The following is a 12,827-nucleotide window of genomic DNA, read 5'->3' as shown; positions in this document are numbered from 1 at the left end:
TGGCCGGCTGCGGCCCATCCCTGCTTGAACATCGATCCGACGCGTTGCTTCGCTCATATCGGCGCGGTGGCGCGCAGACTTGAACGCGCTGCTGCACGCATCGCTGCCGCAGCGCAGCAGATAGACGGTCGCGGCGACTGCGTCGGACCGGGCCGAGCGCATGCCTCACCCGCGCTTGAAGTGCCGCATTCCTCGGCACGATGACGCCGCCGGGCATAGAATGCGCGCCTGTGCTCGCCGGACCCGTCGGTCCGGCGACAGTCCGGTCCGAGCATGCCCACCCCGCGAACCCTAAACACCTCATCGCTGACGGCGCTGTACGACGCCGAGGCGCTGCGACGCATCGAGCGCCATTACGCGCCCGCCAGTTCGCCGCGCCTGATGGAGCGCGCCGGTGCCACCGGTGCGGCCAAGGTGATGCAGATCCTCGGCGGGCGCCACGGTCGCGTGCTGGTCATGTGCGGCCCCGGCAACAACGGCGGCGACGGCTTCGTGCTGGCGCGCCAGCTGCGGCAGACCGGCTTCGACGTCGTCGTCGCCTACCAGGGCGACGAGCACCCGCAGGCCAGCGACGCGGTGTCGGCCTGGGCGTCGTGGCGCGCCACCGGCGGCGTCACCGTGCCGCGTCTGCCACGCGGCGACTTTTCCATCGTCGTCGATGCGCTGTACGGCATCGGCCTGACGCGCCCGATCGAGGGCGAACACGCGGCCTGGATAGACGCGGTCAACGACATGGACTGCCCGGTACTCGCGATCGACGTACCCAGCGGCCTCAATGCCGACACCGGCACCGTGCTCGGCCGCGCGATCCGTGCCTCGCACACCGCGACGATGATTGCGCTCAAGCCCGGGCTGCTGACGCTGGACGGCCCCGACCACTGCGGTGAACTGTCGGTGCACGACCTCGGGCTCGACTGCGCCGCCGTCGTGCAGCCCTCCGGCTGGCAGGTCGGTCGCGGCCTGTTCGACCACCTGCTGCGGCCACGTGCGCGCAACAGCCACAAGGGGACGAACGGCAATGCGGTACTGGTTGGCGGCGCGCGCGGCATGGCCGGCGCCGCGCTGCTGGCCGGTCGCGCCGCACTGAAGGTGGGGGCCGGACGCGTCTATGTCGGCATGCTCGACCACGCCGCGCTGCCGCTCGACCCGGAACAGCCGGAACTGATGATACGCACGCCGGCCGAGGTGCTGGCGGGCGATCTGGCCACCTGCGTGGCAATCGGCCCCGGCCTGGGTCAGAGCCCGGCCGCACTCGACCTGATGCGCGACGCGGTGCTGTCGCCGGCCACGCTGGTGCTCGACGCCGACGCACTGAACCTGCTGTCGCAGCATGCCGACCTGGAGAAGGCGCTGGTCGACCGCGGCGCCGCCACGCTGCTGACGCCGCATCCGATGGAAGCCGCCCGCCTGCTCGGCAGCACGACGGCCAAGGTGCAGCACGACCGCATCGCCGCCGCGCGCGAGATGGCACGCCGCTTCCGCGCCTCGGTCGTGCTGAAGGGCTGCGGCAGCGTGCTGGCGCTGCCGGACGGACGCTGGTTCATCAACACCACCGGCAATCCGGGCATGGCCTCAGCCGGCATGGGCGACGTGCTGACCGGCCTGATCGCCGGCCTGCTGGCCCAGGGCTGGCCGGCCGACCTCGCGCTGATCGGCGGCGTGCACCTGCACGGACTGGCCGGCGACCGCCTGGTCGCACTGGGCAAGGGTCCGAACGGCCTGACCGCCGGCGAGGTGATCGAATCGGCGCGAGCCGCCTTCAACGCACTGATCGCCGGTGCCGATCTGCAGGAAGTCGGCCATATCCACCTCTGAACGCAGGCATCCGCTGATCGGCGTGGCCTTCATGCTGGCCGCGCTGTTCTGTTTCGCCGTGCTGGACACCACCGGCAAGTACCTGTCGCAGCGCTACCCGGTCGGCGTGCTGGTGTGGGCGCGCTATCTGGTGCCGGCCATCGTGCTCGGCGCGGTGCTGTGGCCGCGCATGCGGCGCAACCTGCTGGTGACGCCGCGCTGGCGGCTGCAGATACTGCGGGCCGCACTGCTGGCCGGCGTGTCCTTCCTGATCATGGGCGGGCTGAAGACGATACCGATGGCCGAGGGCACCTCGCTGTTCTTCGTCACGCCGCTGATCGTGACGCTGCTCGCCGGGCCGGTGCTGGGCGAACGGGTGACGGTCGCCAACTGGCTGCTGGCACTGTTCGGCTTCTCCGGCGTGCTGCTGATCGCTCGCCCGGACGGACATCTGCCGCTGCTGCCGGTATTGATGCTGCTCGGCGGCTCGCTGCTGTATGCCCTGTACCAGCTGGCCACGCGCAAGCTGGCGCCGACCGAGCGGCCGCTGACCACGCTCTACTACACCGCACTGGTCGGCGCGGCGCTGTCCACGCTGGCGCTGCCGGCGGCCGCGCACAGCGAATTGCCGGGGCCGGTCGACGCGCTGCTGGTGGTGTCGCTGGGCGTGTCCGGCATGGCCGGCCACTTCCTGCTGATACGCGCGATGGCCTTCGCACCGGCATCGGTGCTCAGCCCGCTCATATACGTGCAGCTTGTGTGGGCGACATTGATGGGCTGGCTGGTGTTTGGCGACCTGCCGGGTGCCAGCGCTGTCGGCGGCGCCGGCCTCATCGTCGTCTGCGGGCTGGCCAGCGCCTGGCTGGCCCACCGGCGCTGAAGCTCAACCGGCGGCCAGTTCGAGTGGCTGCGGCGTGTTGGCCGCATCGGCCTGCAAGCCCTCGCCGAGGCTGCGTGCCCGGTTCGACAGGTCGCCCAGCTGCCGGCTGTGCAGCAGGGCCTCGATCTCGCCCGCCGGTACCGGTCGCGAGAAGTAATAGCCCTGTATCAGATCGCAGCCGAGCGCACGCAGTGCAACCACCTGTTCCGAACGCTCGACGCCTTCGGCCACCACCTCCATGCGCAGCGAGTGCGCGAGGCGGATGACGGCCTCGACCACGTGGCGCGCCTCGGTGACGTGGTCCATGTCGATGACAAAGGTGCGGTCGATCTTGAGCTGGCGCGCCGGCAGCCTGCACAGATAGGCCAGGCAGGAATAGCCGGTACCGAAGTCGTCGATCGACAGCGTGACGCCCATCGCCTTCAGCTCTTCGAGTACGCGACGCACGCTGGTCGAGCTTTCCATCACCACCGACTCGGTGATCTCCAGCGCCAGCAGGCCAGGATCGATGTCGAACTCGTCGATGCAGGCGCGCACGCGCTCGACCAGATCAGGTTGGCGGAACTGCTGCGGCGACAGATTCACTGCCACCGGTATGCGCCGGCCGGCGTGCATCCAGCTGCGGATCTGACCGCAGGCCTCGCGCAACGTCCAGAAGCCGATCGCGTTGATCAGCCCGAAGCGCTCGGCCACCGGGATGAACTCGACCGGCGGCACCATGCCGCGCTCCGGGTCCTGCCAGCGGATCAGCGCCTCGACGCCGCGCAATTCGCCATCGACCGCACTCACCTTAGGCTGGTAGTGCAGCACGAATTCGTCGTTGTCGAGCGCACGGCGGATCGCCCGCTGCATGCCGAGAATGTCGGCGCCGCCGCCGTCCATGTCCTCGCAGTACAGGCGCCAGGTGTTGCGCCCCGCATGCTTGGCGGCGTACATCGCGGTATCGGCGCAGACGAGCACGCGATTCTCGTCGCCGTCGTCTGGAAACAGCGCGACACCGACCGACGCCGACACCTGAATCTCGTGAGTGCCGATCAGCATCGGCTGGCTGGCGGCATCGACCAGGCGCTGCGCCAACCGGCCGGCACCTTCAGCATCGATCGCACCTTCGGACAGCATGACGAACTCGTCGCCGCCAATGCGGGCCACCATATCGCCCTCGCGCAGACCGTTGCGCAACCGGCGCGCCACGCACTTGAGCACCTCGTCGCCGACGTGGTGACCGAGCACGTCGTTGACCGGCTTGAAGCCATCGAGATCGACGAACAGCACCGCCAGCCGCGCCCCTCGCCCCTGCACGCGCTCGGCGGCCTCGGCCAGCGCAGCATCGAAATTGACGCGGTTCGGCAGATCGGTCAGCGGGTCGTGCAGCGCCGCGTGCATCAGTTCGCTGTTGGCCGCCTTCAAACGCATCGCGAGTTGTCGCGTGCGGTGTTCCATGCGGGCATCGAACAGCGCGGCGACGCTGCCTATCCAGGTGAAGCCGATGGCCGCGACGGCGATGGTCAGCCCCAGCCAGGTCGGATCGATCTCGTGCTTGGCCAGGCTGACCGCATTCGCGTCGAAGCGGGCGGCCGCCATGCAGAGGTAGTGCACGGCGCACAGCACGAGCCCCATCGCCATCGAGGCCAGCACCTTGAACAGATAGAGCGGGCGGCCATCGAGTGCGCGCATCCTGAGCAGCGCGCGGGCAGTCGCCACCGCCAGCGCCCAGGCGAGCAGCACGGCCAGCGCCAGCACGCCCGGGCTGTATCCGACCGCCGGTTCGATGCGCATCGCCGACAACGCAAGATGGAACACCATGACGACACCCGCGCCGACGACCAGGGCCAGCGGCGCGCGCAGCCGCGGAGCCGGTGCCAGCCGACTGGCGCACAGCAGCGCGAGCAGCGATACGCCGACCGATGTCAGCCATGACTGCACGGTGATGATCAGGTCAAAACCGGTCTGCATCGGCAGCGCATAGGCGAGCATGCCGACGAAGTTCACCGACCAGATGCCGGTTCCGAGCACCAGTGCACCGGAAAAGAGCCAGATGCGCGCGGCGCGCCTGTCGGTGCTCTGGATGCGTTGCGACAGATCGAGTGCTGACCAGGCGGCCATCACCGCCACCAGCAGTGACAGCGCGACCAGAAGCGGGTGGTATTGCCCCGTCATGACAGCAGCGCCCCGCATCGACAGAGCGATGCCGGGCCGCGCGCCAGCGGCGCGTCCACGTGGATGAACATTTCCTTCTCCCCAAAAGGACGATGCGAGCGGAGCCTGTTCGAGTCGGCTCTCGTATTGATCCCCCTGCTACGGCAGCGGACGGCGCAACTTTAAGCATGGCGGCGCACGCGTGAAGCGGATTCGTGACGAACTTGGGAGGAAGGCCGGATTGCCTGTGCCAGCCTTGCGGCTCGCATGGGCCGGGGCAGGCCGATGCTAGAATGCGCCGCGACAAATACAGAAGACGAGCCATGCGGGAAAACGATCAGCTGTCCATCGAAATACAACGCAACGTGTCGCAGGCGCTGGCCGAGGATGTCGGCACCGGCGACCTGACCGCACGGCTGATCCCGGCCGGACGCGCCGCCACCGGCATGGTGACGGCGCGCGAGGAAGCGGTGCTGTGCGGCCGCGACTGGTTCGAAGCCTGCCTGCGTGCGCTCGACCCGAAAGCGACCGTCGCCTGGCATGTGGCCGAGGGCGAGTGGGTCGAGCCGGACCAGCGGCTGTGCGAAATCCTGTCGGAAACCCGCGCCCTGCTGACCGCCGAGCGCGCGGCGCTGAACTTCGTCCAGCTGCTGTCGGCCACCGCCACCATCACGCGTCGCTTCGTCGACGCCATCGCCGGCACCTCGGCACGCATCGTCGACACCCGCAAGACCCTGCCCGGCCTGCGCCTGGCGCAGAAGTACGCGGTCACCGTCGGCGGCGGCCTGAATCACCGCATGGGTCTGTACGACGGCATCCTGATCAAGGAAAACCACATCATGGCCGCCGGCGGCATCCGTCCGGTACTGGCGCGCGCGCGCGGCATCGCGCCGTCGAATGCCTTCATCCAGATCGAGGTCGAGACGCTGGCCCAGCTGGGCGAGGCGCTCGACGCCGGCGCCACCATGGTGCTGCTCGACAACATGTCGATCGAACAGATGCGCGAGGCGGTCGCCATCAACGCCGGCCGCGCCGAACTCGAAGCGTCCGGCGGCGTGAACCTCGACCGCGTGCGGGCCATCGCCGAAACCGGCGTCGACCGCATCTCCATCGGCGTCCTGACCAAGAACGTCCGCGCCATCGACCTTTCACTTCGCCACGTCGAACGCTGAGCGCCCGGCGCCAGCCTCGTCCAGCCCCTATCCGCGGAGATTCCGTCTGATGTGGTTCATCCTGTACTACGTTGTGGCGATCACGGTGCTCATCCTGCACTTCACTGGCTTTCTCGCCCGCAACAACCTCGAATGGCTGGTGTTCGTGCTGGCCGTCACCGTCTTCCCGGCCGTGCTCTATCTCTGAGCGACACCAGCCCCTCCCTCGCCTGAACCGGGCGCGCGACGCTGCGCGCCCTCCCCCGCTTCCGTCTCAAGCAGCCTGCTCGCCCCGGGCGGCGTAGCGCCCGCACGTCCGACGGCCGCCCCGCCGTCAGCGCCCCGTCCGCCATGGATCCGTCACCGCCTTCATTCTCGTTGCGAAACGTTCTTTTAAGCATTTGAGAAATATTTGCATTTCGTTTACATTGCGCGCGAATTGATTCCGGGCCGGTGCGCGCTGCGCCACAGGAGCCCGACACAACAACGGCAAGCCGTCACCACGGAGAGGAAACCCGATGTCCGCACACGTTCGCACCCAGCGCTTCCGCAGTTCGGCATCTCGCCGCAGCATCGATCGCACACTGCTGCCTCTGGGCGCCGCCCTGATGGCCGCCAGCTTTGGCACCAGCGCACAGGCGGAGGAAGCGAACGTCGTCACGCTGCCCGCCGTGCAGGTCGAAGGCCAGGCACCTGCGCCTTACAAGGCCGAGGCGCTGAGTTCGCCGAAGCGGCCGCAGGCCATCCAGGACATTCCGCAGACGGTGCACGTGGTGACCGAGCAACTGCTCGAAGAACAGGGCACGAAAACGCTGCGCGATGCGCTGCGCAACGTGACCGGCATCAGCTTCCAGGCCGGTGAGGGCAATCCGCCCTCCGGCGACCAGCTGAAGATTCGCGGCTTTTCGGCGCGTGACGACATCCTGGTCGATGGCGTGCGCGACGCCGGTGTGTTCTTCCGCGATCCGTTCAACACTGAGCGCATCGAAGTCACCAAGGGCCCGGCTTCGGCCTTCGCCGGCCGCGGCTCGACCGGCGGCACGATCAATCAGGTGTCCAAGCTGCCGTCGCTGAAGCAGAAACGCGAAGTCGAGGCAGGCATCGGCACCGACAGCCTCTACCGCGTCACCGCCGACATCAATCAGCCAATCGAAGGCCTGAACGGCGCCGCCTTCCGCCTCAACCTGATGTCGCACCAGAACGACCAGCCCGGGCGCGATCACGTCGAGAACAAGCGCTTCGGCATCGCACCGTCGCTGTCCTTCGGTCTGGGCACGCCGACCCGTGTCACGCTCAGCTATCTGTACACGCGCCAGGACAATCGCCCCGATTCCGGCCTGCCGAATGCACGCAACTTCAGCCTGCGCAATTCCGGCTTCGGCGGTGGCGTCGCCCCGGTCAAGTACTCGAACTTCTACGGTCACTCGACCGACTATCAGGACCTCGAAGCGCATCAGGCCAGCTTCCGCTTCGAGCACGACTTCAACGACAAGGTGAGCATCGGTAACCAGCTGCGCTACGGTTACACCCACAACGATTCCATCTTCTCGTCGCCGCGCTTCTCGCCCGGCAACATCACGACCATCACCGGCGCGACCAATGTCGTCGGCAACCAGAAGCCGCGCGACCAGAAGACCGATCTGCTGATCAACCAGACGGACCTCACCTTCAAGTTCGCCACCGGCAGCATCAGGCACCACCTGGTGACCGGTCTCGAACTGGCGCGCGAGGACAACGAAAACAAGCGCCGCCTCGACGCCAACGGCCCGGTGACCAATCTGCTCGATCCGCAATTGCGCCCGGCCTCGCCCATCCCGTACAACGGCACCCGCGCACAGCTCGACCTCGAAACGACGGCGATCTATGTCAGCGACATCATTTCACTGACCCCGCAGTGGGACATCAACGCCGGCCTGCGCTGGGATCACGTGAAGACGACGGTGCGCGCCTTGAACGACGGCACGGTGCCGGCCTACAGCCAGCACCTGTCCCGTACCGACAAGGAAATGTCCGGCAACCTCGGTCTGATCTATCGCCCGGTTCCGACGCTCAGCCTCTACGCCGGCTACGGCAGTTCCTTCGATCCTAGCGGCCGCGCCGACATCGTCCAGCTGGCGGGCGGCAACAACAACCTGCCGGTCGCGCCCGAAACCTTCAACCTGAAGCCGGAACGCACCCGCAGTTACGAAGTGGGCGCCAAGTGGAACGCTCTCGGCGACGCGCTGCTGATCCAGACGGCTCTGTTCCGCACCGAAAAGTTCAACGGACGCACGCCGGGTCTGCCGGGCGAACCGCCGGTGGTGCTGCAGGGCGTGCAGGAGGTGCAGGGTTTCGAGCTGTCGGCCAGCGGCCGCGTGACCAATCGCCTTAACCTGTTCGCGGGCTACACCTTCCAGGACAGCCAGGTGCGCAAGTCGAATAACACGATCGAGGAAGGCCAGACGCTGGACAACACGCCGCGCCACAGCTTCAGCGGCTGGGCGACCTACCAGCTCACCGAGGCACTGAGCGTAGGCGGCGGCGCGCAGTACGTCGATACGCGCAATGCCATCATCCGCAGCAGCCTGACCGGCGATCTGGTCACCACGGTGGACGACTACTGGGTGTTCGATGCGGTTGCGCTGTATCAAGTCAGCAAGGATCTCAAGCTGCGCCTGAACGTGTATAACCTGCTGGACAAGAAGTACATCTTCGAACTTGCCAGCGGCCAGAGCATCCCGGGTGCAAGCCGCGCGGCCGTACTGTCCGCCATATATTCCTTCTGATGCTGCTGACGATTGACGACCTGCTTTCCGGCGACGAAGTCGCCGCCCTTCGCGACCTGCTCGACCGCTCCGAGTGGGCCAGCGGTGCCCTGACCGCCGGATCGCAGGCGACGGTCGTGAAGAACAACCAGCAGGTGCCGGAAGGCGCCCCCACGCTGCCGGAGCTGAGGCAACGGGTGCTTGCCGCGCTGAACCGCGAGCCACTGTTCTTCAGCGCCGCACTGCCGGCGAAGATACTGCCGCCCTTCTTCAACCGCTACGCCGGTGGCAGCAACCGTTACGGCCAGCACATCGACAACGCGATGCGCGCGATGCCGGACGGCAGCGGCTATGTGCGCGCCGACCTGTCGGCCACCCTCTTCCTCACCGATCCGGACGAGTATGACGGCGGCCAACTGGTGATCGACGACACCTTCGGCCGGCACAGCGTCAAGCTGCCGGCCGGCAGCCTGGTGCTCTACCCGTCGTCGTCGGTGCACGAGGTGACGCCGGTGACGCGCGGCGCGCGCATCGCCTGCTTCATGTTCATCCAGAGCATGGTGCGCGACGCCGAGCAGCGCCGTCTGCTGTTCGACCTCGACATGGAACTGCTGACGCTGCGCCAGCAACTGGGCGAAACGCCGTCCATGGTCAAGCTCACCGGCATCTATCACAACCTGCTGCGCCGCTGGGGTTCGGCCTGAACGCGCCGCTGAACCTGCCGCAGTCGATCGCCGGCTACCGCGAACGGGCGCGCGAACTGCTGCATCCGGACATCTGGACCTACCTCGACGGCGGCCGCGACACTGTATGCGGTCGCGCCAACCGCGCTGCACTCGACGCCATGCCGCTGCGACCGCGACCACTGACCGACGTGCGCGGCGGCCACACGCGGATCGAACTGTTCGGCGAAACCCTGGGCCACCCACTGCTGCTGGCGCCGATCGCCTACCAGCGCCTGCAGCATCCGGACGGTGAATGCGCCAGCGCGATGGCGGCCGCGGCGCAGGACGGGCAGATGATCGTCAGCACGCTGGCCAGCCAGCCGCTCGAACAGATTGCCGGAGCCGCCGAGAAGCCGCTGTGGTTCCAGCTCTACTGGCAGGGCGACCGCGAGCGCACGGCACGTCTGCTCGATCGCGCGCTCGCCGCCGGCTATCGCTGCGTGGTGTTCACCGTCGACGCACCGATCAAGCTTGCCGCGTCACCGCTGCCCGCCGACGTGCGCGCGGTCAATATCGAGCCGCCAGGCGGGCGTCGGTTGCGGCCGGGACAGAGCGAAGTGTTCGACGGCTGGATGGCCGACGCACCCGGCTGGGACGACCTCGCCTGGCTGCGCGCGCGCACGCCGGTTCCACTGCTGATCAAGGGTGTGCTGAACGCGCCGGACGCCGTGCGCGCCGTCGATCTGGGTTGCGACGGGGTCGTCGTGTCGAACCACGGTGGACGTGTGCTGGACTGCGCGCCACCTGCGCTGACATGCCTGACGGAGGTGATCGCCGCGGTCGGCGACGATGTGCCGGTACTGTTCGACAGCGGCATCGACAGCGGCAGCGACGCGCTGCGCGCGCTGATGCTGGGTGCCCGCGCGGTGCTGGTCGGACGCCCTTATCTGTGGGGCCTTGCCGTCGGCGGCGCGCTCGGTGTCGCGCACGTGATCCGGCTGCTGCGCGACGAACTGGAAATGAGCATGGCGCTGTGCGGCTGCGCCACGCTGGCCGACGTCAGCGCAGATAGGTGCGGCTGATCTCGCGGAATTCTTCGGACCCCGCCGCACCCAGCCATTCGAAGGCGACCATTTCACGCGACACGATGACCACGCCGTGCTGGCGCAAACGCTCCAGCGCGAGACCGCGGTTGGACGGGTCACGCGAAGCGACGCAGTCGGCAACGACGAACACCTGACGGCCACTGGACTGAAGATCCATCGAAGTCTGCAGCACGCAGATGTGCGACTCGATGCCGCACACGATGACCTGCGGCCGTGATTCGTCCAGCAGGGGCTTCAGGCAGCCGTCGGATACGCAGGAAAAATGCATCTTGGGCACGATGGATTCCGCCGGGATCAGATCGCGCAAGGTCTGCACCGTCGGCCCCAGGCCCTTCGGATACTGCTCGCTGACCAGCACCGGCACTGACAGCCGCTGCGCGATCTTCACCGTCCACACCACGTTGTCGAGCAGGCGGTCGGCGTCGTCCATCGCCGGCAGCAGGCGCTCCTGCATGTCGATCAGCAGCAGCGAGGAACGTTGGCGGTCAATCAGCATTAGATGCACTCCATCGGCAAGGCAGCGGCGCAGCGTAGCAGGCCGGCCCGACGGTGAAAACCCGTTGCGTCAAAGAACCAGCATGGTGGTGATCGACAGCTCGTCGAGCTGCGCCAGCTCTTCGGTTTCCTGCCACGCACGGTACTCGAACACGCCGGCCGCCACGGCGAGCACCAGCGCGGCGAGCGCAACGCCGGTCAGCCAGCGCGGGCGGTGCGACACGGGACGACGCGGCCCGCCGTCCCGCACGCGCGCCGCCAGTGCTGCAGGCACCGGCGGTGGCGGCAGCGAACGCAGTGCGCTGCGAAGCGCCTCGTCGGAAAATCGTTCAGTCATCGTCAGTCTCCCCGGCCAGCAGGGCCTTCAGACGCGTGCGCGCCCGGAACAGCAGCTGATGCGCGGCATTGTCGGCAATGCCAAGTTCGCGCGCGATCGCCGCCACATCGTACTCCTGCCAGGCCCACATCATCAGCGCCGCACGCTGGCGCTCTGGCAGGCGCACCAGGGCGGCACGCAGTGCGCCGCTGCGCGCCGCCGCCTGCCACTGCTCGTCCGGCGTGGGCTGCGGGTCGGCCAGCGATTCGAGCTCCGCCTCGTCCGCTCGTGGCCGGCTGCGCCTGAAACGGTCCATGCACAGATTGCGCACGATGCTCAGGAACCACGTGGACAGCTGCGCCCTTCCCTCGAAGCGCCCGGCGTGCTGCCACAGGCGGCAGAACGCCTCCTGCACGACGTCGTCGCATTCGGCGGCGTCGCCGGTCAGTTTCCAGGCCAGCGCATGGGCCGGCGGCAGCAGGCGCTTAACCAGTTCGTCACTGGCCGCGCGCTCACCCGCCCTCGCCTGCTGCAGCAACAGCGCGTCGCTGCGCCAGCCGGTCGGCAGCAGCACACCGAAGCCGGACAGCGTCCCCTCAGCGTTCAAGTTCACGTTTGAGCCGCCGGCGTTCTTCGGGCGTCATCCGTTCGAGCATTTCGCGGCGCTCGCGCAACAGCGCACGCCGCTCATCCGGCGACAGCGACTGTATGTAGGCGCGCCGTTCGGCGCGCAGGCGCTCGCGCTCGGTTTCGCTCATGGATTTCCAGTCCTCGCGCAGCCGCTCGCTCATTTCCCGACGCTGCTCCGGCGGCAGGGAAGACAGTCGCTCGCGCAGGCGGGCGCGAAACTCGCGCCGCTCTTCGGGTGTCGCGGCCTTCAGCTTCTGCCGCAGCTCATGCGCCTGCGCTTCCCGACGGTCGGCGGGCAAGGCACTCCAGGCACCCGGGTCCGGCACCGCCGGCACTTCGGCCTGCAGGACACCTGCCCAGAGCAGGCCACACAGCAGGGTCAGACGGAAAATCATCATCGCAGGCAGAAAGATGGACACGACAGTTTGACGTCGCAGCGCGGCGTGTCTTACGCAGGTGGCCGGACATTACATCCGCTTACAGCGGCGGCGCGTAAGGGCCGGCCGGGGCGACGCGTCTCACGGTCACAGCGGACGCATCCCGCCGACGCTGAACCTGCGGAGAACACGATGAAACTCATTCCCGGCCTGCTCGCCATCCCCCCCCTGCTCGTCGCCGGCGGCGCGCTCGCGCAGACGCCCTCAGACCACATGGAGCAGCGCATCGACACGCGACAGGCACGACAGGAACAGCGCATCGACCACGGCGTCGAAAGTGGCAAGCTCACCCAGCGCGAGGCAACGCGGCTCGAACACCAGCAGGCGCACATCGATCACGCCGAAAACCGGGCACTGGCCGACGGCTCGCTGAACAGGAAGGAGGCGCTGCGCATGGAAAAGATGCAGGACCGCGCCAAGCGCAGCATCCGCCACCAGAAGCACGATCGTCAGCACGCGCGCTGAATGCGCTG

General features: G+C 67.8%; 13 protein-coding genes. 8 read left to right on the top strand and 5 right to left on the bottom strand.

The annotated features are described in order from the left end of the window. The first annotated feature begins 273 nt into the window (after positions 1-273). Together WJU27_RS03855 and WJU27_RS03850 are read left to right on the top strand one after the other, a co-directional pair. Positions 274-1,815, top strand: coding sequence for a bifunctional ADP-dependent NAD(P)H-hydrate dehydratase/NAD(P)H-hydrate epimerase (locus WJU27_RS03855; RefSeq protein WP_020164905.1), 1,542 nt, complete (start codon positions 274-276; stop codon positions 1,813-1,815). 22 nt (positions 1,816-1,837) lie between these two features. Beyond that, positions 1,838-2,674: a DMT family transporter gene (locus WJU27_RS03850; protein ID WP_296811885.1), complete on the top strand. Its 837-nt coding sequence runs from the start codon at positions 1,838-1,840 to the stop codon at positions 2,672-2,674. A 3-nt stretch (positions 2,675-2,677) separates the two neighbouring features. On the opposite strand, the gene WJU27_RS03845 is transcribed toward WJU27_RS03850, so the two are convergent. After that, entirely contained in the window at positions 2,678-4,831 is a 2,154-nt protein-coding gene (locus tag WJU27_RS03845) for a putative bifunctional diguanylate cyclase/phosphodiesterase (protein WP_341421175.1), read from the bottom strand. Between the two features lie 302 nt (positions 4,832-5,133). On the opposite strand from WJU27_RS03845, the gene nadC reads away from it, so the two are divergent. The 5 genes from nadC to WJU27_RS03820 all read left to right on the top strand — a co-directional run bounded on the left by nadC (position 5,134) and on the right by WJU27_RS03820 (position 10,452). Then, positions 5,134-5,982: a carboxylating nicotinate-nucleotide diphosphorylase gene (gene nadC / locus WJU27_RS03840; protein WP_020164908.1), complete on the top strand. Its 849-nt coding sequence runs from the start codon at positions 5,134-5,136 to the stop codon at positions 5,980-5,982. Positions 5,983-6,031: 49 nt separating this feature from the next. Next, positions 6,032-6,169: a hypothetical protein gene (locus tag WJU27_RS03835; RefSeq protein ID WP_008059032.1), complete on the top strand. Its 138-nt coding sequence runs from the start codon at positions 6,032-6,034 to the stop codon at positions 6,167-6,169. Between the two features lie 310 nt (positions 6,170-6,479). Continuing rightward, positions 6,480-8,726, top strand: a complete 2,247-nt coding sequence (locus tag WJU27_RS03830; RefSeq protein WP_341421174.1) for a TonB-dependent receptor — start codon at positions 6,480-6,482, stop codon at positions 8,724-8,726. Further along, positions 8,726-9,409 (top strand): Fe2+-dependent dioxygenase, encoded by a 684-nt coding sequence (locus tag WJU27_RS03825; protein ID WP_341421173.1) that lies wholly within the window; start codon positions 8,726-8,728, stop codon positions 9,407-9,409. The genes WJU27_RS03830 and WJU27_RS03825 overlap by 1 nt, the downstream gene beginning before the upstream one ends. Before the next feature lie 71 nt (positions 9,410-9,480). Continuing rightward, entirely contained in the window at positions 9,481-10,452 is a 972-nt protein-coding gene (locus WJU27_RS03820; protein WP_341421625.1) for an alpha-hydroxy acid oxidase, read from the top strand. Here the strand turns inward: WJU27_RS03820 and WJU27_RS03815 are convergent. The 4 genes from WJU27_RS03815 to WJU27_RS03800 all read right to left on the bottom strand — a co-directional run bounded on the left by WJU27_RS03815 (position 10,430) and on the right by WJU27_RS03800 (position 12,336). Then, positions 10,430-10,972 (bottom strand): hydrolase, encoded by a 543-nt coding sequence (locus WJU27_RS03815; protein ID WP_341421172.1) that lies wholly within the window; start codon positions 10,970-10,972, stop codon positions 10,430-10,432. The genes WJU27_RS03820 and WJU27_RS03815 overlap by 23 nt on opposite strands. Positions 10,973-11,041: 69 nt before the next feature. Then, complete coding sequence (locus WJU27_RS03810; RefSeq protein WP_341421171.1) at positions 11,042-11,308, bottom strand: hypothetical protein; 267 nt, start codon at positions 11,306-11,308, stop codon at positions 11,042-11,044. Beyond that, positions 11,301-11,900 carry an RNA polymerase sigma factor gene (locus WJU27_RS03805; protein ID WP_341421170.1) on the bottom strand — a complete coding sequence of 200 codons (600 nt, stop codon included), beginning with the start codon at positions 11,898-11,900 and terminating at the stop codon, positions 11,301-11,303. Before WJU27_RS03805 ends, WJU27_RS03810 begins: the two co-directional genes overlap by 8 nt. Next, positions 11,884-12,336, bottom strand: coding sequence for a DUF3106 domain-containing protein (locus WJU27_RS03800; RefSeq protein ID WP_341421169.1), 453 nt, complete (start codon positions 12,334-12,336; stop codon positions 11,884-11,886). Before WJU27_RS03800 ends, WJU27_RS03805 begins: the two co-directional genes overlap by 17 nt. 150 nt (positions 12,337-12,486) lie before the next feature. On the opposite strand from WJU27_RS03800, the gene WJU27_RS03795 reads away from it, so the two are divergent. Beyond that, positions 12,487-12,819 carry a hypothetical protein gene (locus WJU27_RS03795; RefSeq protein ID WP_341421168.1) on the top strand — a complete coding sequence of 111 codons (333 nt, stop codon included), beginning with the start codon at positions 12,487-12,489 and terminating at the stop codon, positions 12,817-12,819. Positions 12,820-12,827 lie beyond the last annotated feature (8 nt).

The organism is Methyloversatilis sp. NSM2 (assembly GCF_038066675.1).
Lineage (GTDB): Bacteria > Pseudomonadota > Gammaproteobacteria > Burkholderiales > Rhodocyclaceae > Methyloversatilis > Methyloversatilis discipulorum_A.
The sequence above is the reverse complement of the archived record's forward strand: the minus strand, read 5'-3'. Positions and strand labels throughout refer to the sequence as shown.